Source organism: Kitasatospora sp. NPDC059827 (genome assembly GCF_042731675.1).
Classification (GTDB): domain Bacteria; phylum Actinomycetota; class Actinomycetes; order Streptomycetales; family Streptomycetaceae; genus Kitasatospora.
Genome location: NZ_JBHWIV010000013.1, coordinates 9,911 through 30,697, shown reverse-complemented (window position 1 = coordinate 30,697; position 20,787 = coordinate 9,911). Strand labels below are relative to the sequence as shown.

General features: G+C 72.8%; 19 protein-coding genes. All 19 read left to right on the top strand.

What is annotated here, in order from left to right:
* The first annotated feature begins 6 nt into the window (after positions 1-6).
* Complete coding sequence (locus tag ACFV8H_RS11105) at positions 7-1,065, top strand: BtrH N-terminal domain-containing protein (RefSeq protein ID WP_380398489.1); 1,059 nt, start codon at positions 7-9, stop codon at positions 1,063-1,065.
* Between the two features lie 34 nt (positions 1,066-1,099).
* Positions 1,100-1,786: a class I SAM-dependent methyltransferase gene (locus ACFV8H_RS11100; RefSeq protein ID WP_380398487.1), complete on the top strand. Its 687-nt coding sequence runs from the start codon at positions 1,100-1,102 to the stop codon at positions 1,784-1,786.
* Positions 1,783-2,457, top strand: a complete 675-nt coding sequence (locus ACFV8H_RS11095; protein ID WP_380398485.1) for a hypothetical protein — start codon at positions 1,783-1,785, stop codon at positions 2,455-2,457. Before ACFV8H_RS11100 ends, ACFV8H_RS11095 begins: the two co-directional genes overlap by 4 nt.
* The gene (locus tag ACFV8H_RS11090; protein ID WP_380398483.1) at positions 2,457-3,443 is read left to right on the top strand and encodes a BtrH N-terminal domain-containing protein; all 987 of its coding nucleotides are present in this window, start codon (positions 2,457-2,459) and stop codon (positions 3,441-3,443) included. Before ACFV8H_RS11095 ends, ACFV8H_RS11090 begins: the two co-directional genes overlap by 1 nt.
* Positions 3,440-4,828, top strand: a complete 1,389-nt coding sequence (locus ACFV8H_RS11085) for a phenylacetate--CoA ligase family protein (RefSeq protein WP_380398481.1) — start codon at positions 3,440-3,442, stop codon at positions 4,826-4,828. Before ACFV8H_RS11090 ends, ACFV8H_RS11085 begins: the two co-directional genes overlap by 4 nt.
* Positions 4,825-5,070, top strand: coding sequence for a ferredoxin (locus ACFV8H_RS11080; RefSeq protein WP_380398479.1), 246 nt, complete (start codon positions 4,825-4,827; stop codon positions 5,068-5,070). Before ACFV8H_RS11085 ends, ACFV8H_RS11080 begins: the two co-directional genes overlap by 4 nt.
* A gap of 35 nt (positions 5,071-5,105) precedes the next feature.
* A complete protein-coding gene (locus tag ACFV8H_RS11075) occupies positions 5,106-6,563 on the top strand; it encodes a hypothetical protein (protein WP_380398477.1) in 1,458 nt (485 codons plus the stop codon).
* 11 nt (positions 6,564-6,574) lie between these two features.
* The gene (locus tag ACFV8H_RS11070) at positions 6,575-8,071 is read left to right on the top strand and encodes a 4-hydroxyphenylacetate 3-hydroxylase N-terminal domain-containing protein (RefSeq protein ID WP_380398475.1); all 1,497 of its coding nucleotides are present in this window, start codon (positions 6,575-6,577) and stop codon (positions 8,069-8,071) included.
* Positions 8,068-11,064, top strand: a complete 2,997-nt coding sequence (locus ACFV8H_RS11065; protein ID WP_380398473.1) for a flavin reductase — start codon at positions 8,068-8,070, stop codon at positions 11,062-11,064. The genes ACFV8H_RS11070 and ACFV8H_RS11065 overlap by 4 nt, the downstream gene beginning before the upstream one ends.
* Positions 11,065-11,066: 2 nt before the next feature.
* The gene (locus ACFV8H_RS11060) at positions 11,067-12,185 is read left to right on the top strand and encodes a hypothetical protein (RefSeq protein ID WP_380398471.1); all 1,119 of its coding nucleotides are present in this window, start codon (positions 11,067-11,069) and stop codon (positions 12,183-12,185) included.
* Positions 12,186-12,252: 67 nt separating this feature from the next.
* Positions 12,253-13,221, top strand: coding sequence for a carbon-nitrogen hydrolase family protein (locus ACFV8H_RS11055; protein WP_380398469.1), 969 nt, complete (start codon positions 12,253-12,255; stop codon positions 13,219-13,221).
* A complete protein-coding gene (locus tag ACFV8H_RS11050; RefSeq protein ID WP_380398467.1) occupies positions 13,218-14,042 on the top strand; it encodes a carbon-nitrogen hydrolase family protein in 825 nt (274 codons plus the stop codon). Before ACFV8H_RS11055 ends, ACFV8H_RS11050 begins: the two co-directional genes overlap by 4 nt.
* Position 14,043: 1 nt before the next feature.
* On the top strand, positions 14,044-15,225 hold the full coding sequence (gene mfnA, locus ACFV8H_RS11045) for a tyrosine decarboxylase MfnA (protein WP_380398465.1): 1,182 nt from the start codon (positions 14,044-14,046) through the stop codon (positions 15,223-15,225).
* On the top strand, positions 15,222-16,073 hold the full coding sequence (locus tag ACFV8H_RS11040; protein WP_380398463.1) for a carbon-nitrogen hydrolase family protein: 852 nt from the start codon (positions 15,222-15,224) through the stop codon (positions 16,071-16,073). The genes mfnA and ACFV8H_RS11040 overlap by 4 nt, the downstream gene beginning before the upstream one ends.
* A complete protein-coding gene (locus ACFV8H_RS11035; RefSeq protein WP_380398461.1) occupies positions 16,073-16,858 on the top strand; it encodes an ABC transporter permease in 786 nt (261 codons plus the stop codon). Before ACFV8H_RS11040 ends, ACFV8H_RS11035 begins: the two co-directional genes overlap by 1 nt.
* A complete protein-coding gene (locus tag ACFV8H_RS11030) occupies positions 16,851-17,831 on the top strand; it encodes an ABC transporter ATP-binding protein (RefSeq protein WP_380398459.1) in 981 nt (326 codons plus the stop codon). Before ACFV8H_RS11035 ends, ACFV8H_RS11030 begins: the two co-directional genes overlap by 8 nt.
* Positions 17,828-19,216 (top strand): coproporphyrinogen-III oxidase family protein, encoded by a 1,389-nt coding sequence (locus ACFV8H_RS11025; RefSeq protein WP_380398457.1) that lies wholly within the window; start codon positions 17,828-17,830, stop codon positions 19,214-19,216. Before ACFV8H_RS11030 ends, ACFV8H_RS11025 begins: the two co-directional genes overlap by 4 nt.
* Positions 19,203-19,910 carry a class I SAM-dependent methyltransferase gene (locus ACFV8H_RS11020; RefSeq protein ID WP_380398455.1) on the top strand — a complete coding sequence of 236 codons (708 nt, stop codon included), beginning with the start codon at positions 19,203-19,205 and terminating at the stop codon, positions 19,908-19,910. The genes ACFV8H_RS11025 and ACFV8H_RS11020 overlap by 14 nt, the downstream gene beginning before the upstream one ends.
* A complete protein-coding gene (locus ACFV8H_RS11015; RefSeq protein ID WP_380398453.1) occupies positions 19,910-20,782 on the top strand; it encodes a carbon-nitrogen hydrolase family protein in 873 nt (290 codons plus the stop codon). Before ACFV8H_RS11020 ends, ACFV8H_RS11015 begins: the two co-directional genes overlap by 1 nt.
* Positions 20,783-20,787: the final 5 nt, after the last annotated feature.

Sequence of the window (20,787 nt, the reverse complement as noted above, 5' to 3'; positions counted from 1 at the left end):
GGGGCAATGCGGTTGGCACTACAGGCGCGGCCCGGCGTGCACTGCGAGACGACGACGCTGGGGGCCATGCTGCGCCACGCCGGCGCCGACGTCTCGGAGCCGATGCTGTTCGGGCTCGGGCAGGGCATCGACTTCCAGTACTGGGAACCGCCGGCGCCGGGGCTCACACCGATGCTCACCGGGCGCACCGGCGCCGGGGAGCTGGCGCGGAACGCCTGCGCCGCCCTCGGCGTGGAGCTCCGGGAGTCGCAGGAGGCGGACCAGGCCGCCGCCGAGCAGCGGGCCGCCGAGCTGCTGCGCGCCGGGTCCGTGGTCGGCGTGACGGTGGACATCTACTACCTCGACTACTTCACCTCCAAGAGCCACTTCGCCGCCCACTGCATCGCGCTGTACGGCCTCGACGACACCACGGCCTATGTCGTCGACACCGAACAGCAGGGCGGGGCACGGGAGTTGAGCGTCGAGTCGCTCCGGCTGGCGCGCGGCTCGACGGAGGGGTTCATGCCCTCGCCGAACCGGCAGCTCCACCTCGGCCCGCTGCCGGAGCGGCTGACCGCCGACCCGGAGCCGCTGCTGCTCGACCGGGCGTGGGGCGCGATGCGCTCGGCCGCGCGGACGGTGCTCGACGACCGGGGGCCCCGGTTCGGGATCGCCGGGCTGCGCCGGGCGGCGGCGGAGATCCCCGGCTGGCGGGAGGCGCTGGCGTCCGACGTCGAGCTGGTGCCCGCCACCGGGCGGTTCTGGCGCTACGCCGGGACCGGTGGCACCAACTTCCGGGGCCTCTACCTGGACTTCCTCCGCGAGGTGCGGAGCCGCTCCGGGGAGGTCCGGCTCGACCCGGTGATCGGGGCCTTCGAGCAGCTCCGGCAGGACTGGGACGAGGTGATCGAGCTGCTGCTCGGCTACGGCGACGCCGGCAACAGCAACAGCAACGGCGCGGCAGACGGACCGCGGCAACGGCAGCAGCGACTGGACACGGTCGGGGCCCGGCTGGCCGCGATCGCCGACGCCGAGCAGGCCGCCTTCGGCCGGCTGCTCGACGTCACCACCGACATCGCGGGCTGAACGGCCCCGGGAGAGCGCAGAAAGCGGGTCGACCATGGCTGGTGCGCGGGGCAGGGCCGCCGATCGCGTCCACGAGACCGAGGACGGTCTGCAGGGCGACGAGATCGCGGTGAAGTACGACGAGATGCAGCGTCACATCCGGGACCACGGCTGGCTCCAGGAGAAGGTGGACGACGTCCTCGGGGCCGGCATCCGCTCCGGGTCGGTGCTCGAACTCGGTTGCGGCCCAGGATACTTGGGGCTGGAATGGATGAAACAAACGGAAAGTCCGGGTAAACTCACCGGCGTCGACATCTCCGAGGCGATGCTCCGGCGGGCGCGTGCCAACGCCGCCGGTTACGGCCTCGCGGAGCGCTGCACCTACGACTGCGCGGACGTCCTGACCCTGCCCTACCAAGACGACTCCTTCGACCACGTGTTCAGTTCCGCCTCCCTCCACGAGTGGGCGGACCCGGTCCGCGCGCTGTCCGAACTCCACCGGGTGCTGCGGCCCGGCGGCCACTACTGCGTCACCGACCTGCGCCGGGACGTCGACCGCGTCACCTTCCAGTTCATGAAGGCCAACATCGCGGCGGACATGCGGCCCGGGTTCCGTTCCTCGATCAACTCCTCGTACGTCAGGAGCGAGGTCGAGCAACTGCTCCGGCAGTCCGGCCTCGTGGCCGAGGTGAAGGAAGTGCTGTTGGGGCTGGTCATCACCGGCAGGAAGGAAGCGTCGTGAACGCACTCGCAGGGAGCACGCCGAGACTCTCCACCACCTACGACGGACGCTTTCCCGGGCCCACGGACTTCGACGCGGTCTGGGAGGCCGTCCTCGACGCCTCCGGCAGCTGGCAGGACGTCGACTGCGCCGCGCACCTGCGCGGCTGGTGCGGCCCCGGGACGGACCGCCTGGTCACCGGGCTGGCCGACGGACTCGCCCGGGTCAACCACATCGGGATCTACCTCGGCGACTACGAGCGCGACGACGCCGTCCTGGACTGGCACGCCCACCTGGTCGGACTCCGCGAGGCCGGGCGGATCGCCGAGGTCGAGACCGGCCCCTCGTACATCTCGCCGCGCCAGTACGGCACCCAGGGCTGGTGGAACTCCGTCGTGCTGCCCGACGGCCGCGCCATCGAGACCTTCGCCTGCAAGCACTACGGCAGCTGGCGGGAGCGCAGCACCGAGGAGCGCCGACTGCTGATGTCCCACCTCGCCGTCGAGGTCCGCGCCGAGGCCGACGTCCGGCGGACCCTCGACACCCTGGCGCGGGACGCGGCGCACCTCGAAGTGATCGCCTTCACCGAGGCCGACGAACTCGGCCACACCTACGGCCACCTGCGCAACAACGCCGACGGAACGGTGCTGGAGATCGTCCACCAGGCCCCGCGCGAGGGGAGAACCGCCTGATGGGGACCACCGCTCCCGCCCCCTACTCGGGCGACCACTGCGAGTCGACGGCCCTGGTCAACATGCTCCGCACCAAGGGCATCGAGCTCAGCGAGCCGCTGGTCTTCGGCCTGGGGCAGGGCCTCTCCTTCCTCTACTGGCACTCGAAGCAGATGCCCGGGCCCTTCCTCGGCGGCCGGGTCAAGCCCGACCACCTGATCCGCAACGCCGTCCGGGCGCTGGGCCTCGAACTCCACGAGCAGGAGACCACCTCCCGGGAGCGCGCGGAGGCCGGCCTGCTGGCCGCCCTCGACGCGGGCGAGGTGGTGGGGTTGAAGCTCGACCGCTTCCACCTCGACTACGCCGAGGAGAGCCACCACTTCGCCGCGCACTACGTGACCTGCGTCGGCTACGACGGGGACGCCTTCCTGCTCGCGGAGACGGCGCCGCTCGGCGTCCGGCGGACCTCCCGGCAGAGCCTGCGCGAGGCCCGCGCCGCCAAGGGGCCGATGAGCTCCCGCAACCTGGCCTTCCGCCTCGGCGCGGGCGACTTCGACCCGGCCGGGCTGCCGGAGGGCTGCCGCGGCGCGGTCCTCGCCACCGCCCGGGACTTCCTCGCCCCGCCGATCACCAACCTCGGCTTCAAGGGGATCGCCAAGACCGGCTCGCTGATGCGCAGGTGGTCCGAGGAGCTGGACGACCCGGTCGCGGCGGTGCGCCGGATCGGCGTCAGCATGGAGGACGGCGGCACCGGCGGCGGCTTCTTCCGGGCGCTCTGGGCCCGCTTCCTGGACGAGGCGCACGGCCTGACCGGCATCGAGGCCTACCGCCTCGCCGCGGCCGACTACCGCCGGACGGCCGACCGCTGGACGGAGGTCGCCACCCTGCTGCGGAAGGCCGACGACACCTCCCTCCGGGGCTCGCTGGCGGAGGCGGCCGCGATCGTCGGCGAACTCGCCGGGCAGGAGCGCGCGGCCATGACCGCCCTGGAGGAGGCGTCCCGATGACGACCGCCACCACCACCGCCGGGCACGCGTCGACGGGCCGGCTGCGCGACCGGGTCGCCGCCCGCATCGCCATCGCCCGGCGGGTCGCCGAGGTGAGCGCGCTCGACCGGCCGGGGCTCGACGACTGGGCCCGGCAGGCCCTCGCCCGCGCCGTGCGGCACGCGTGCGCCAACTCGCCCTTCTACGCCGCCCACGTGCCCGGCGAGGTCGCCGAGGCCGCCGCGGCGGGCCGGCCCGGGGCGTTCCGGCGCCTGCCCTTCACCACCCGCGAGCACCTCAAGGCCGGGTACCCGCTCGGGCTGCTGGCCGTGCCGAAGCGGGAGGTCATCCGCTTCGACGAGAGCTCCGGGACGGGCGACGGCCGCTCGATCGGCGCGTTCTTCACCGTCGAGGACTGGCTGGAGAACAACCTGACCGTCGCGGGCCTGCTCGCCGCGGTGGTCGACGCACGGGACGTGGTGGCCGTCGCCGTCCCGTACGAGCTGGCCGGCGTGGGCCAGGACCTGGACCGGGCGTTCGAGATCCTGGGCTGCACGATCGTCCCGCTCGGCGCGGCCTCCCCCGGCTGCCCGCCCGAACGGATGGTCCGGGCGCTGCGCAACGCGGGCGCCACCACCCTGGTGTGCTCCGGGACGAGGGCGCTGTTCCTGGGCGAGACCGCCCGGCGGGCCGGCCTGGACCCCCGCCGGGACCTCGCCGTCAGCCGGATCCTGATGGCGGGCGAGGGGTCGTCCCCGGCCAAGAAGCAGCGGCTGCACGACCTCTGGGGCGCGACCGCCTACTCGATGTTCGGCATGACCGAGACCAACACCCTGGCGATGTTCTGCGCGCTCGGCGACCTGCACCTGGTGGAGACCCGGAGCTACTTCGAGGTCGTCGACCCGGCGTCGGGCGCACCCCTGCCGGACGGCTCCGTCGGCGAGCTCGCGGTGACCACCCTGGCGAGCCGGGCCATGCCGCTGCTGCGCTACCGGACCGGCGACACCTGCCTGATCGAGGCGGCGCCCTGCGCCTGCGGCTCCCCGCTGCGGCGGCTGCGGCACCGGGGCCGGATGGGCGACCGGATCCGGGTCGGCACCCGCTGGACCTCCCAGCTGGAGGTCGAGGACATCGTCCTCGGGGCGATGACCACCGCCCCCTACTACTTCGCCTTCGACGTCGACGGCGACGCACTGGAGATCGCCCTGCCGCCGTCCTCCGGCGACGACGCCACCCGCGCCCTGATCGCCGACCGCGCCCGGGAGCGGCTGGGCGCCCCGACCCGCTTCCGCGCCCTGGACGTCGCCCGCTTCGAGCAGGCGCTGCGGACCTCGGCGAAGCCGACCATGCGGAACTTCACCGCGCCGCACGGCAGGCCGGGGGGCGAGGGGGGCGGCGGGACGTGACCGAGCTGCCGCTGCCGACCGGGCTGCCGCTGGACGGGAGGTTCACCATCGACGAGACCTGCATCGACTGCCGGCTCTGCCAGGACCTCGCGCCCGAGAACTTCGAGGGCGACCTCGACAACGACGTGCACTACGTCAGCAAACAGCCGGAGACGGACCGCGAACTCGACTGCGTGCTGGACGCCGTGGACTCCTGTCCGACCGACTCCATTCGATACGTGGCGACGACCACCGGGGGATGATGTGAATGTCAAGGCCGGATCCGCAGGGCTCCCCCGTGGCAGAGGCTGAACCCGCCACCGGCGGTCCGAGGACGACCGCGCTCGGCCCGGTGGCCGAGAGCTACGACCAGCTCCACCGCATCGACCTGCTGGCCCGGGCCAGGGCCGGCGGCGGGGTGGCGCCCGCCTCGTACGAGTCGCTGGTGCGCGCCGTCTTCCAGGCCGCCGAGGTGTCCCTGCGCAACCTGAGCCGGCTCGCCGAGCGCACCCGGGCCGGCACGCTGGCGGGCGAACTCGGCGACACCGCCCGGTACAGCCGCTGGAGCATCGGCTTCCACCGGCTGCTGCGCCACCTCGGCACCGCGCTGTTCGACGCCCGCAGCGTCTTCGGGCAGGGCGACCTCGCCGGGACGTCCGAGATCGGCCTCGCCGAGTCCGCCGGGTACCGGACGTACGTCGAGGCGGTGCGGGGCCTGGAGCAGGCCGTGCGGACGGCCCTGCTGGAGCGCGACCAGAAGGCGGTGCGCTCGACCATCGCCACCAGGAGCATCGACGACCCGCTGTACTCCTTCCTGCACGACCTGCGCACCGGCAGCCACGACGCGACGAAGTGGGAGAGCGACCTCTCCGGCGTGCGGGTGCGCAAGCCCGTCGGGCAGACCCTGGACGAGTTCACCCGGGCCGCCCTGCTCGCGGAGGCGGTGGCCGCCACCGAACTCCACGGCGCCACCCTGCACGGCGAGTTCGTCGCCCTCCACCAGATCCCGGAGCTGCTCTGCGCCGAGGCCAACGACCACCTGGAGGCCGCCGTCCGGGCGCTGCGCGCCGCCGACCTGAGCCGCGCCGTGGAGCACCTCGCGGCCTGCCGGGCGCTGCTGGTGCCGGTCGTCGAGGCGCAGCGGGTGATGGCCGAACTGCTGGCCACCGGCGAGTACCACGGCTTCCGGGAGAACCTCGGTCCGGCCAGCGGAACCCACTCGCTGGCGATCAAGCAGCACATGTTCCGGGACCTGTTCAAGTGCTTCTGGGGGGACCTGGAGAGCTGGCTGCTCTCCTTCCACCAGGGCTCGCTGAGCGACGCCGTCCGGTCGGTCGACGAGGGCCGGCACAAGGACCCGGAGCTGTGGCTGCGGCACTCCGTGATCGACCACGCCTTCCGGCTGCACTTCGTCCACCAGCAGTGGCGGCACGAGCACCTGCACATGCCGCGGAACTGCCTGGGCAGCGGCGGCACCAAGTCCATGATCGGGATCCCGGACGGGCCGCAGGCGGTCTACAAGATGCGGGACGCGGCGAACGCCCAGCGGTCGCTGGTGGCGATCCACGCGGCGCGCGGTGTGCGGCTGTCGAACGCCGTCCCGGACTCCCCGCTCAACCGGCTGGTGGCCGGCCCGGCCTCGGTCGACGCCGAGCTGATGCGGCTGGTGGGCGAGGCCACCCGGGAGTACTTCCCGGACGTCCAGGAGCAGAGCTACAAGCCGTTCCATTCCGGCGCGGCCGAGCGCAAGCCGTAGGAGAGAGGGAAGTGACGACTACTCAGTCCGCGGCAGCCGACGGGGCCGCGTCCACCCCAGGGGTCGAGCTCCTGCCCGGGTCCCCCGGCGGGGCCTGGCGGGGGCAGGACTTCATCCGCAGCATCGACGACGGTCGCGAGGTCTGGTCCGACGGCCGGCGGGTCGACGTGGTCGGGGATCCGAGGTTCCGGCCGATGCTGGACTCGCTCGCCGCGCTGTACGACCTCCAGCACGCGCCGGAGCACTCCGCGGAGATGCTCTGGCGGTCGGAGCTCTCGGGGCGGCCGGTCAGCCTGTCCTACCTGGCGCCGAGGACCCGGGAGGAACTCGACCGGAAGTGGCGCAACTCGCGCCGGTGGGCCGAGGCCTCCCACGGGCAGTTGTCCCGGCTGCCGGACTTCATGGCGAACGTGGTGGTGGGCCTCTACCACTTCCGTTCCCAACTCGCCCAGGTGCATCCGGAGTTCGGCCGCAACGCGGAGCGCTACTACCACTGGTGCCGGGAGAACGACATCGCGCTCACCCACGGCCTGGGGGACCCGCAGATCGACCGCTCGTCCACCCCGATGGAGCGCCCGGAGATCGGGCTGCGGGTGGTCAAGCGCGACGCGGACGGCATCGTGGTGCGCGGCGCCAAGCAGATCGCCACGCTGGCCCCGTACGCCCACGAGGTGCTGATCTACCTCTCCCCCGCCAACTACCTGCGCGAGGACCCGAGTTACGTCTGCTGGTTCGGCATCCCGCTGGCCACCCCGGGGCTGCGGATCCTGTGCCGCCGGTCGTACGCCGAGGGCTCCGGCGGCCTCGCCGCCCGGCTGGACGAGCAGGACGCCATGCTGGTGTTCGACGACGTCTTCGTCCCCCGGTCGCGGGTGTTCCTGCTCGACGACGCCGGCGTGGCGGCCCGCGGGTTCCACGAGCTCAACCGGTGGTCGCTGTACACCGGCCAACTCCGGTTCCACCAGAGGCTGCGGACCCTGCTCGGCACCGCCTCGCTGCTGGCGCGCTCGATCGGCGTCGACCGCTTCCGCGAAGTGGGCGCCATGCTGGGCGAGTTGACCTCCTACGTCGAACTGGTGCGGCTGGGGCTGGCCGCCGTGGACGCCGAGAGCGCGGTCACCTCCTCCGGCCTGCTCGCCCCCGGCTCCACGGCCGCGCTCGACGCCGTCGCGGGGGACTTCTCCACCCGGGCGTCGGCGATCGTGCGGCAGATCGGCGCCTCGGGACTGATCATGCAGCCCTTCGAGGGCGATCTGGCGGCCCCCGAACTGCGCGGGGCGCTGGACGCGTACATGGGCGGGCGGGACATCGGCCCGGACGAGAAGTCCCGGATCTTCCGGCTCGCCGCCGACCTGGTCATCGACCGCTTCGGGACCCGCCAGGAGCTCTACGAGTCCTGGAACCGCGGCGACCCGGCCCGGGTCCGCGCGGTGCTCCACTCCACCTACCCGGACCTCGCGGCCTGCGAGGGCCAGGTCCGCGACCTGATCGAACGGGGGCGGCAGTGAGTCCTGACAGCATCGTCCTTGAGGGGGTCACGACCCACAACCTCAAGTCGGTCGACGTCCGCCTCCCCAAGGGGAAGCTCATCGTCGCCGCCGGCGTCTCGGGGTCGGGCAAGTCCTCGCTCATCATGGACACCCTCTTCGAACACTCGAAGTCGCTCTACCTGGGCGCCCTGTCGAGCAAGTCCCTGGACCTGGGGGACGGTGACTACCAGTTCGACCGGATCGCCGGGACCCAGCCACCGGTGGCGCTGCGCCAACGCGACGGCGGCCACTCCAACCCGCGCTCGACGGTCGGGACGCTGACCGGCCTGGACGGGCTGTACCGGCTGCTGTTCGGCGCCGGCTCCAGGCCCGTCTGCCCGGTCTGCTTCGGCCCGACCGGCCCGGACCTGCGCTGCGAGACCTGCGGCTGCTTCGCCGAACCGCACTCCGCTAAGCACTTCAGCGCCAACCGGCGCGAGGGCAAGTGCCTGCGCTGCGACGGGGTCGGCGAGCTGATCGGGTTCTCGCTGGAGCGGATCGTCCCCGACCCCTCGAAGACGCTCACCGAGATCTGGGACGGCGCCGACCCGGGGACCTTCGCGATCCCCAACGTGCGCAAGGCCTTCGAGACGATGGCCGCGGACATCGGCCTGGACCTCGACACACCCTTCGCCGAGCTCAAGCCGGAACAGGTCGAGCGGGTGCTGCACGGCTCGGACACCGTCTACACCATCAAGATCCGCAAGGTCACCAACGACGTCCGCTTCGAGGGCATCCTCGGCTTCGCCGAGCGCGCCTACAAGAACGCCTCGACCGCCGCCCGGCGGGGCGCCTTCTCCAACTACCTGGCGAAGGAGACCTGTCCCGACTGCGGCGGCGGGCGGCTGCGGCCCGAGTCGCTCCGGGCGACCGTGGCCGGCCACACCTTCCACGCCTTCCAGAGCGACGAACTCGGCGACTCCGTCGTCCGGTTGCGCGAGGCGCTGTCCTCCGGCGCCCTGCCGCCGCAGGTCCGCGAACTGGCCGCGTCGATCATCCGGCAGAGCGAGAACATCGAGGAGGTCGGCCTGGGCCACCTCCAGCTGCGGCGGCCGGTGCCCACCCTCTCCGGCGGCGAGCTCCAGCGGCTGCTGCTCGCCCAGCACCTCGCCAGCGACCTCACCGGCGTCATGTACGTCCTGGACGAGCCGACCGCCGGACTGCACGAGAGCGAGACCGGCCGGATCATCGCCTCGCTGCGCCGGCTGCGGGACCTCGGGAACACCGTCATCGTCATCGAGCACGACGAATCGGTGATCCGGGCCGCGGACTGGATCGTCGAACTCGGCCCGGGCGCCGGTTCCCGGGGCGGGCAGGTCGTGGTCGAGGGCCCCTTCGCGGAGGTGCTCCGCACCGAGGGCTCGCCGACGGCCGCCGCCCTGCTGTCCGACCCGCCCACCCGGCGCCGGGTCGACACCGCCGACACCCCGTGGCTGGAGGTGCGCGACATCTCCCGCAACAACGTCCGCAACCAGGCCGTCCGACTGCCGCTCACCGCGCTGACCTGCGTCTCCGGGGTCTCCGGGGCCGGGAAGAGCTCGCTGGTGGCGGGCCTGCACGACAGCGTCGCCCGGGCCGTCGCCCGGGGCGCGGACGGCGCCGTGGTCACCGGGGCCGGCGCCCTGACCGACGTCATCCATGTCGAGCAGCGGGCCATCGGACGCTCCAGCCGGAGCACCCTCGCCACCTACATCGGCATCGGCGACCACCTCCGGGACGCCTTCGCCGCCAGCCCGGACGCGGTCGAACTCGGCCTCGGGCGGGCGGAGTTCAGCACCAACGTGGCCGGCGGCCGGTGCGAGGCCTGCAAGGGCCTGGGGCTCGCCGAGATCGACCTGACCCTCTTCAAGAGCGAGTCCGTGGTCTGCCCCGAGTGCGACGGCCGGAAGTTCCAGGAGCACGTCCTCGCCGTCCGGCTCAACGGCGCCACCATCCACGACGTCCTCGCCATGACCGTCGAGGACGCCGTCGGCTGGTTCGACCCCCAGGCCCACGCCAAGATCGTCCGGGCCCTCACCGTCCTCGCCGAGTTCGGGCTCGGCTACCTCCAGCTGGGGTGCTCGACGACCGTGCTCTCCGGCGGCGAGGCCCAGCGGCTGAACCTCGCCGGCGAGCTGCTCAAGCAGCGCCGCAGCGGCACCCTGTTCATCTTCGACGAACCGACCCGCGGCCTGCACCCCGCGGACATCCGGCACCTACTGGCCCTGTTCGACCGGCTCATCTCCACCGGCAACACCGTCATCGCGATCGAGCACAACCTGCGCGTCCTGGCGATCTCCGACTGGGTGGTCGACCTCGGGCCGGGCTCCGGCGCCGAGGGCGGGCAGGTGATCCACTGCGGGCCCCCGGAGGCGCTCGCCGAACACCCGGACAGCGTCACCGGCCGCCACCTGCGCGGGCGTTCCGAGCCGACCGCGCCCGTCCCGGTGGAGCCCGGCGGCCCCCGGGACCTCGCCGGCCTCGCCGAGCTGCTGCCGCGGTCCGTCGCGGTCGTCGCCGGCACCCGGCCCCACCCCGAGCAGGACGGCCCGACCCCGTACGGACTCGCGATCGGCTCGCTGACCGTCGTCTCCGGCGAACTCGCCCTGCTCGGCTTCGTGGTGGCGTCCGGGAGTTCGAGCTGGTCCGCGCTCGCCGACGGGCGGCCGTTCTGCCTCAACGTGCTCGCCGACGACCAGCGCGAGCTGGGCACCAGGTTCTCCCGGACCAGGCCGGACCTCCGCTTCACCGCGCTGCCGTGGGCCCCGACCCCCAGCGGCAGCCCGCACCTCGCGGGCGCCTACGCCGTCCTCGAATGCCGATTGGAGGGCACCTACCGGATGGGCGACCACGACCTCGTGCTGGCCAAGTGCCTCGGCGTCGACGTCAACCCCGCGGCCGGGTGCGCGCCGCTGCTGCGCACGGACGGCCCCGGCGGCGCGCTCCAGGACTACGGGTGGCGGACGCCGGACGACCAGGGCACGGGGGTGTGACCGTGGCGACGACCGCTTCCGGGATCTACGAGCACTTCCTCGGCCTGCTCGGGCCGGGCGACGGAGGAGCGCACCGACCCGGCCCGCGCGCCGGGGCCGACGCCTGGCACGGTTCGGCCCGTGCCCGCTACGGCGAGTGGTCCGACGCCGCCGGGCACACCCACCCGGCCTTCCTGACCCGGGACGAGTGGGTCCGCAACCAGATCGACCTGGCCCGCTGCCTCGACGGCCTGCTGACCGAGGACGACGTGGTCATCGTCGCCGTCCCGTACGAGCTGTCCTTCGTCGGCGCCGAGGTCGAGCGCGCGATCGAGCTGGTCGGCGCGGCCGTGATCGGGGTCGGCACGAGCGACACCATCTGCCCGCTGCCGCGGGTCCTCGACCTGATGGGGCAGTACGGGGCGACGGTGCTGGTCTGCTCGGCGACCGTGGCGGCCAGGCTGGCCGCGCTGGCCGTCGCGCGCGGCCAACGGCCGGCGGACTCCGCGGTCCGCCTGGTCGTCACCACCGGCGAGGCCAGCTCGGCCGAGCGCCGCGAGCGGGTGGCGGCCCTGTGGGGCGCCGACGCGTCCGAGCTCTACGGGACCGCCTGGACGCCCACGGTCGCCGTCCCCTGCGCGGCCGGCGCGCTGCACGTGTGCGACCACCGGCTGCGGGCGGCGGTCCGGACCCCCGGAGCCGACGGCCCGGCGGCGTTCCGCGGTGAACTGCTGCTGGCCTTCGGGGCGGCGGACGCCCCCGACAGCCCCGACCGCGCGGGCGAGCCGACCGGGCAGTTCGTGGAACTGGGCCCGGCCGACGGCGGCTGCGGCTGCGGTGCCCGGAGCCCGGTGCTGGCCCCGCTCGGCCGGGTGGCCGAACTGGTCGGCTCGGCGTCCGGCCCGGTCTCGGCGGTCGACGTGGAGCGGATCGTCTTCGGCTTCGCGGAGTTCGCCCCGTACTTCGCGGCCGAGCCCCGGCCCGGCGGGTTCACGGTGACCTGCGCGGTCGCGGACGGCGCCGCGGCCGCCGCCGACGAGGTGCTGCGGCAGGCGGTGGAGGCCGAGGTCCGTCGCGGCCTCGGCATCGACGTCGACGTCCGGATCGTCGAGGCGAAGGACTGGGAGGCCGTGACGTCATGACCCGCCTCCGGTGGTGGGACCGGCGCGAGCCCGAGGTACCGATGGCGCCCTTGAGGAGGCGACGCACATGAAGGTAGCGGTGGTACAGACCCTCTGGGTCGAGGATCCCGCGGAAGGTCTGCAGAACGCGTTCCGGGCGGTGGAGGAGGTCTGCGCCGGCGGTGACGTCGACGTCGTCTGCTTCCCGGAGTTCTTCCTCGGCCCCCCGTGGTACATGCCGGGGCAGGACCACCTGAGGGGGCGCACCGACACCCCGATCCCCGGCCGGATCGTGGACGGCTTCCGGGAGCTCGCCCGCGGGCTGCGCACCAACGTGCTGCTGGGCTCGATCGTCGAGGACCTCCGGGACGGCATGTACCGGAACACCTCGCTGTTCATCGACCGGCAGGGCGTCGTCGCGGACAGCGCGATCAAGGCGCACGCCTTCGGCAACGAGATGGTCGTCTGCCGCCAGGCCGAGTCGCTGGGCGTGATGACCACCGAGTTCGGGCTGGTCGGGGTGGCCGTCTGCTCGGACTTCTGGATCCCGGAGGTCATCCGGCTGCTCGCCGTGGCGGGCGCGCGGACGATCTTCGTGCCGGGCGGGACGCTGCTGCAGAACCAGTCGCTGATGGTGAACGCGCTGAGCTCGGCGGCCTACCTCAACGACGTGAACATCGTCTACGCCAGCTCGGTGGGGGTGGTCCGGGGCAAGCGCGGCGACCGCCTGGTGGAGGTCCGCTTCGCCGGCACCAGCCTGGTCACCGGGCCGGAGGGCGTCATCGCCCAGGCCGGGACGGACGAGCCGGAGGTGCTGGTGGTCGACCTCGACCCGGACGGCACCGACCCCGGCGACGCGGGCTCCCCGCCCGGCGACGGCCGGCGCTGGATCGGGATGCGGCGGCCGCGGGCGTACGGGGCGCTGCTGGGCGACTACGTGGGCGCCCGGCGGGACCTGGCCGCCGAACTGCGGACGGCCATCGCCCCGACCGGCGGGGCGGACGGCCGGGACCGGGGCGCCGGTCCGACGGATTCGGGCGAGAGGACTGGTTCGTGACCATCATCGTCGCGCAACACGCGCGCCGGGCGGACGAGGCGGCGACGGTCGAGGCCGTGCTCGCCGACCTGGAGCGCCGGGTGACGCCGGAGGCGTCGTTCGTCGTGCTCCCGGAGAACGCCTTCGCCGTCGGCGACGGCGTCCGCGCACTCCCGCCCCGGCTGCGGGACCAGGCCCTCGAACGCCTGGCGGAGCTGGCCCGGACCCGCCGCGCCCACGTGCTCACCGGCTCGTGGGCGGAGCCCGCGGCCGACGGCGGCCTGGAGCAGGTGGCCCGGCTGCTCGACCCGGACGGCTCGGTCCGGGTGGAGCTGCGGCGGGCGGTCCTCGCCGACGGCAGCACCGGCACCGGCGACGACTTCCCGGTCGTGGACACCGAGTCCGGCCGGGTCGGGGTGCTGCTGGGGCCGGACTTCTGGCTGGTGGAGCCGCCGCGGATCCAGTGCCTGAACGGCGCGGAGCTGCTCCTGGTGGCCGGTTCGCTGGACGGCCGCAACCGGGCCGCCCAGGCGGCGGCGGTCTGGGGCATCGCCACCCTCAACACCGTGGCGGTCGCCTTCGCGAGCGCGCTGGGCGCCCGCTCGGTCGGCTCCAGCGCGATCGCGATGCCCGAGCGGTTCCTGGCCCGGGCGGGGGCCGAGGAGTGCCTGCTGGAGGCCGGGTGCGAGGTCGAGCACATCCGCTACCTGCGCGAGCCCGACCTCCGCTTCCAGCAGACGCTCTGGTTCGGGCTCTGGGCGCGCCGCCCGCAGCTGTACGCGGCGCTGACGGACGGCCCCGCCCCGGGCGGCGGCGCGGACCACCGTGAGCGGGTGAGCTGACATGGAGGACGTCGGCCTGCCGGCCTCCGAGGTGAGGCGCCGGATCGCAGCGGAGCTGGAGGACGACGTCCCCTGGAACCGGGTGCTGAACTCGATCTGTACCGAACCCCACCCCCTGGCCGTGGAGATGGCGGCCGCCGCCGCCCGCACCAACCTCGGGGACGTCCGGATCTTCCGCGGGACGAAGCGGATCGAGCGGGAGGTGGTGCGGATCCTGCTGTCGTTCCTCGGGGGGCCCACCGGTTCGGGGACGCTGGTGTCGGGCGGGACGGAGGCCAACCTGCTCTCGATGGCCGCCGCCCGCGAGTCCGCCCGGGCGGACGGGCGGCTCACCGACCGGCCGGAGGTGATCGTCAGCAGCACGGTGCACTTCTCCTTCGCCAAGATCTTCGCGATCCTCGGCCTGACGCCGGTCGTGGTGCCCGTCGACGACTCGCTGCGGCTGCCCGCCGAGGAGGTGCTGCGGCAGGTCACCGAGCACACCGTCGCCGTGGTGGCGACCGCGGGCAGCAGCGAGTTCGGGGTGGTCGACGACGTCGAGGCGATCGCGTCCCGGCTGGCCGGCCGGGGCCCGCACCTGCACGTGGACGCGGCGACCGGGGGGTTCATCATCCCCTTCGCCCGCGAACTCGGCCGGGAGCTGCCCCGGTTCGACTTCTCGGTGGACGGCGTGGACTCGATCACCATCGACCCCCACAAGTACGGGCTGGCGCCCGTCCCGGCGGGGGTGATCCTGTTCCGGGAGCCCGAGGGAGCGCAGCGGTTCGCCTTCGACTCCTTCTTCAAGGACACCCCGACCCACCACACCCTGCTGGGGACCAGGCCCGGCAGCGCGGCCGTCGCCACCTACGCCGTGCTGGAACACCTGGGCCGCTCGGGCTTCCTGGCGGTCACCCGGCACAACTACGAGGTGACCGACCACCTGGTGGCCCGGCTCCGGGAGGCCGGCCACGAGCTGTTCGTCGAACCGCAGCTCAACATCGTGGTGGTGCGGATGCCGCACGCCGCGCGGATCTCGGAGCGGCTCGAAGAGCTCGGGTGGATCGCCTCGACCTCGACCCGCTTCGTGGAGACCCTGCGGCTGGTGGTCGCCCGGCACGTGACGACGGAGATGGTGGACGCGTTCCTGCCCGTGCTCGAACGGGCCCGGCGGGACGTGGCGGCGGAGGTGGCGTACCCGTGAGCTTCCTGCGCACGCGCAACACCCGGGTCGCCGCGCTCCAGATGCGGATCACCCCCGGCGAGCCGGACGAGAACCTCAAGTGCGCCGCCGGACTGCTGTCCACCGCGGCCCAGCGCAAGGCCGAACTCGCCTGCCTGCCGGCGAACTTCGCGACCGGCCTGAACTTCCCGACGCTGCGCCGGGACGCCACGCCGGCCGACGGGCCGGTGGTGGAGTTCCTGGTGGACCAGGCGCGCGGCCTGGGCATCCACATCGCCGCCGGGGTGCTGCTGGCCGAGGGCCGGGAGGTCTACGACGCGGCCGTGCTGGTGGGCCCCTCGGGCGAGGTGCTGAGCTGGTACCGGCGGCCGTGCGTGTGGGCCGGGGAGGCCGACCACATCACCCCGGGGGCGCCCGGCGAGGTCGTCGACACCCCGGTCGGCCGGATCGGGCTGCTGGTCGGCTACGACCTCCGGTTCCCGGAGGCGAGCCGGCAGTACCTGCTCCAGGAGGTCGACGTCATCGTCTGCGTGGCCACCCTGTTCGCGCCGTTCTCGCACCAGGTGCGGTCGATCTGCCGGGCTCGCGCCGCCGACGCCGAGTGCGCCCTGGTGCTGGCCAGCGGTGCGGGCGAGAACCGCTTCGCGATGATGCCCTACCTGGGGCGCAGCATGATCGTCAACGGGCTGGTGCAGGACGCCGCGCAGCCCCCGGACGCGGACGTGCTGGCCGAGGTGGAGCGGGGCGCCAGGGAGGCCGTCATCGAGGCGGACATCCCGTTGCGGACGCAGCGCAAGGTCCGCGAGCGGCTGCCGTTCCACGACGACCTGCGGTCCACCTGGACCACCGGGTACGGGGGGCGGTCCTGATGGCGGGGGTGCAGGCGGCCCGGCCGCGGCGGCCGAACTGGTTCACCGACGTCCTCGGGCTGGTGGTGATCGACCTGCGGCAGTTCTTCGACAACCGCCTGTTCGCGGTGTCGACCTTTCTGACCTCGGTGTCCATGGTGCTGGCCTTCGGCGCGGCCACCAAACAGATGGGGAGCCCCTCGGTGGGGGCCGCCAACTACTTCGGGTTCGTCTTCCCCGGGATCCTCGCGGCCGGCATCATGTTCAGCTGCACCTACACCGTCGGCTACACGATCATCATCGACCGCAACCGGCGGACGATCGAGGACCTGATCCTCTCCCCGCTGTCCTACTCGGGGTTCCTGCTGGCCCGGCTCATCGGTGTCGTGGTGAAGTGCCTGTTCCAGTTCGCGCTGGTGCTGGTGCTCGGGGTCGCGGTGTTCGACGCGAGCATCGACTCGCCGGGGCTGCTGGTGTTCGACTTCCTGGCCGGCTGCCTGGCCTTCGCCGCGCTGGGGATCCTGGTGGCGACGTACACCACGGAGATCTCCTTCCCGGCGGTGGTGAACATCATCGTGATCCCGCTGATGTACTTCGCCGGGATCTTCTTCCCGCTCGGCAACCTCGGTTGGCTCGGGAAGGTGATGGAGCGGCTGCCGCTCTCGGTGCACGTCGACGTCTTCCGGGCCGCCCTCGGGCAGGGGCCGTCACCCTCGGGCCTGACGCTGGCGCTGACCGCGGTGTACGCGGTCGGGGGCTGCGCGCTGGCCGCCTACGCCTTCCGCAGGAGGATCGGACGTGGCTGAGTCGCGAACGGACGCCGGGGTGCCGGTGCTGGCGGTCTCCGGGCTGGAGTGCCGGGTGAGTTCCGCCTTCGCGCTGCGCGGCGTGGACTTCTCGGTGGCCGCCGGGGAGGGCGTCGCCGTGATCGGGACGAACGGGGCCGGCAAGACCACGCTGATCCGGCTGCTGGCCGGGCTGCTCCAGCCGACCGCCGGTCAGGTGCGCATCTGCGGTACGCCGCCGCGCAGTTGGGGGCGGGCCAGTCGGCACCTCGGCTACGTCCAGCAGGCCAAGGAGCTGCCGGACGGCGTCACCGTGGAGACCTACCTCAGGCACCAGTTGCGGCTCCGGCGGGCGGACCCGGGCCGCTACCGGGAGTTGGTCGGCCTGGCCGGGCTGGGGCAGTACGTCGACCAGTACGTGCGCCGGCTGTCCGGCGGGAGCCAGCGCAAGCTGCACATCATCAGCGCCGTCGCGCACCGGCCCGACCTGCTGATCCTGGACGAGCCGACCACCGGGCTCGACCCGACGGCCCAGGAGACGGTCCTGGAGCTGCTCCGGGGCCTCAAGGCGGAGGGCACCGGGGTGCTGTTCGCCAGCCACCACCGGGAGGAGCTGGTCGCCCTGGCGGACTCGGTGGTGATGCTCCACCAGGGGCAGCAGGTGAAGGAGGCCTCGCTCGCCGAGGTCATCCTGTCGGGCGGGCGGTCGAGCCTGACGCTGCACGCCTTCGCGGACTCCGACGTCGAGCAACTGCGGGTGTGGGCGGCGAAGTCGGCGGCCGCGGACGGCCCGGCCGGGGCGGTGCGGCCGGTCGACGGCGGGGTGACGGTCGACCTGTCCGGCGGGGCGCGGCCCGACGCCCTCGGCGAACTCGTCGCCCGCGCCCACGCCGACGGGCTGGCGCTCCGCTCCGCGTCGTACGGCTCGCCCACGCTGGCGGAGGTCGTCCGATCCATCGTCGAGCAGGTTGAAGGGAACGGGACACAGACATGAGCATCTCCACGACGACGACCAGCATGCCGTTCTGGAAGGAGTACCCGGAACGGGACAACGAGTGGGTGCGGCAGTACCCGACGAAGCACGTCGCGGTCACCGAGGAGGAGGTGTTCGCCCGGGAGCAGATGGGCGTGTACGTCCACATCCCGTTCTGCAACCGGCTGTGCTTCTCCTGCCCGTACATCAAGTTCCAGACCGACCGGGACCTGACCCGGACCTTCCTGGACGCGCTCAAGGCGGAGATCACGCTCTACGCGCAGCGCCCGTACGTCCAGGACCACGTGATCACCCTGGGGTACATCGGCGGCGGCACCCCGACCTCGCTCACCGCGCCCCAGCTGGACGAGCTGCTGGGCCACCTGTTCGGCAGCCTCAACACGGCCCCCGACGCGGACTTCTCGATCGAGACCACGCCGGTCGACATCAGCGAGCGCAAGGCGCGGGTGCTGCTGGACCGCGGGGTGCGGCGGATCAGCCTCGGTGTCCAGACCTTCGTCGAGGAGGAGTTGAAGAGCCTGGGCCGGCCCAGCGACCCGGAGATGCTCAAGAACAGCATCCGGCTGCTGCGCGACTGCGGCTACGAGAACATCAACATCGACCTGATGCACGGCATCAACGGGCAGACGATGGAGAGCTGGGAGTACAGCCTCGACGTCGCCATCGAGCTCGGCGTGACCTGCGTCTCCTTCTACACCTACATGGAGTTCGCGCAGATCTCCACCAAGCGCCGCAAGCTCCCGCCGGTGCCCGAACGCGCGCTGGTCGACGAGATGTTCCTGTTCGCCGCCGAGAAGCTCACCGCGGCCGGCTTCCTCGGCTACTACGGCGACTGCTTCGCCAAGCCCGGGTTCCAGCCGAAGTACGGCGAGACCTCGTGGAGCGAGGACGTGCCGATCATCCCGCTCGGCCCGACCGCCACCGGACACCTGCGCGAGCACTGGTACTTCAACGAGCCCGACATCGGCCGCTACGTGCAGACCGTCATGGAGGGCCGACTGCCGATCTCCATGGGCAAGCACATCACCAGGTCGGAGTCGATCCGGCGGTCCATGGTGCTCGGGGTCAAGGCCGGGCGGGTCGACCGGGAGCGGTTCCGCCGGCTGCACGGGGTCGACTTCCTGGAGATGTTCCGCGAGGAGATCGCCGACCTCGCGGGGAAGGGCCTGGTGACCGTCCGGGAGGACGGCATCGAGGTCACCGGCCCGAAGGGCTGGTACTACCTGGACAACATCTCCAAGGCCTTCTACTCGCCGGAGTTCCGGCGCTACCCGCAGCACCTCGGGGCGGACATCACGGGCTTCATCAACCCGCAGATGAGAACGCTCCCGCTGACCGTCGTGTCCGGTTCCCCGCAGAAGGGTGACGCCTGTGAGCACCACTGAGACGCCGCTGCTGGACCTCAGCGTGCGGGTCCCGCAGACCGCGCCGTACGCCGACCTCGACGGGACGAGGGCCTACGACCTCGGCATGCGCCGGTCCGCGCTGATGGCGTACAAGCGGCCGACGGACCGGATCACGGCGCACGTCCGCGAGGGCATGACCGACCTCGTCGAGGTGGGCTTCAACACCGGGCTGCTGTCGCTGCACGTGGCCGGCCGGCTCCCGGAGCTGGCGGTGTCCGGGGTCGAGGAGATCCAGAACCTGGTCGAGGTCGCCGAGGACAACCTGACCCTGGCCGTGTGGGCGAACGCGGCCGGCGACGTCGAGTTCGAGATGGGCCGGCTGAGCCGGCTGCCCTTCCCGGACGCCTCGGCGGACATCGTGTTCTCCTTCTCCTCGCTGCACCGCTGGTCCCGGCCGGTCGAGACGCTCAGGGAGTGCGCCCGGATCTGCAAGCCCGACGGCGTGGTGATCATCGAGGACATCAACCGGCACGCGGAGGAGGGGCACATCACCTTCATCCTGCAGTTCGTGAAGGAGGGCGGCGAGCAGTTCATGCGCTCGCTCCAGTCTGGCTACACCCGCGACGAGGTCGCGGAGCTGCTCCGGCAGTCCGGCCTGGACGGCTGGCAGGTGGTCGAGGAGGACCTCGGCCTGGTGATCTCCTCCCGGCCGCTCGACCCGGTGGCCCCGTGATGGCGGCCGTCACCATCGCCGTCGTGCAGATGGAGTCCAAGCTCGGCCGCAACGCCGCCAACCAGCGGCGCGCGGAGCGCTTCGTCGCCCAGGCGGTCGAGCAGGGCGCGGACCTCGTCTGCCTGCCGGAGGCCTACCTGACCTCCGGCAACATCCTCGAAGTCGCGGACGTGTCGGTGCCGATCCCCGGGCCGGAGACCGACCGGCTGTGCGAGCTGTCCCGGGAGCACGGCATCCACCTGGTGGCCGGCCTGCTGGAGCGCGGCGGGGACGGGAAGTACTACAGCACCTCCGTGCTCACCGGCCCGCAGGGCGAACTCCTCGGCCGCTACCGGCGGGTGCACTGCCACGAACTGGAGAGCCGCTACCTGGCCGGCGGTTCGGAGTACCCGGTGTTCGACGTCGGGTTCGGGCGGATCGGCCTCCTCCAGGGCTACGACATCAACTTCCCGGAGGCCGCCCGCGAGTACCTGCGCCGCGGGGTCGACGTCCTGGTCTGCTCCGCCCTGGTGCCCGAGATGTTCGCCTACGTGGCCAACCTGCGGCTGCCGGTCCGCGCGGTGGACACCGAGTGCGTGCTCGCCTTCGCCTCCGGGGTCGGCACCAACCTGTACGCGGGCTTCGGCTACATGGGGCGCAGCCAGGTCCTGGCCGACCCGCTCTTCCTGGAGGCGGAGCGGTTCGACTTCGTCGACGGCGACGAGCGGATGGTGCTGATCGAGGAGGGCGAGGGCGTCGGCGTGGTCCGGGTCGACCTGGAGCGGATGCGCCGGTACCGGGTGAAGGCCACCCTGCGGCACGACCTCCGGCCGTCCACCTACTGGGCCGCCCTCGACGACCGGGCCCGGCCCGCCAGCGGCGGGGGGGAGTGACCGGC

Excerpts from the sequence above, each read along its gene's own strand:
- ACFV8H_RS11100 (WP_380398487.1), top strand. The coding sequence starts at position 1,100 with ATGGCTGGTGCGCGGGGCAGGGCCGCCGATCGCGTCCACGAGACCGAG.
- ACFV8H_RS11105 (WP_380398489.1), top strand. The coding sequence starts at position 7 with ATGCGGTTGGCACTACAGGCGCGGCCCGGCGTGCACTGCGAGACGACG.
- ACFV8H_RS11055 (WP_380398469.1), top strand. The coding sequence starts at position 12,253 with ATGAAGGTAGCGGTGGTACAGACCCTCTGGGTCGAGGATCCCGCGGAA.
- ACFV8H_RS11085 (WP_380398481.1), top strand. The coding sequence starts at position 3,440 with ATGACGACCGCCACCACCACCGCCGGGCACGCGTCGACGGGCCGGCTG.
- ACFV8H_RS11025 (WP_380398457.1), top strand. The coding sequence starts at position 17,828 with ATGAGCATCTCCACGACGACGACCAGCATGCCGTTCTGGAAGGAGTAC.
- mfnA (WP_380398465.1), top strand. The coding sequence starts at position 14,044 with ATGGAGGACGTCGGCCTGCCGGCCTCCGAGGTGAGGCGCCGGATCGCA.
- ACFV8H_RS11090 (WP_380398483.1), top strand. The coding sequence starts at position 2,457 with ATGGGGACCACCGCTCCCGCCCCCTACTCGGGCGACCACTGCGAGTCG.
- ACFV8H_RS11035 (WP_380398461.1), top strand. The coding sequence starts at position 16,073 with ATGGCGGGGGTGCAGGCGGCCCGGCCGCGGCGGCCGAACTGGTTCACC.
- ACFV8H_RS11015 (WP_380398453.1), top strand. The coding sequence starts at position 19,910 with ATGGCGGCCGTCACCATCGCCGTCGTGCAGATGGAGTCCAAGCTCGGC.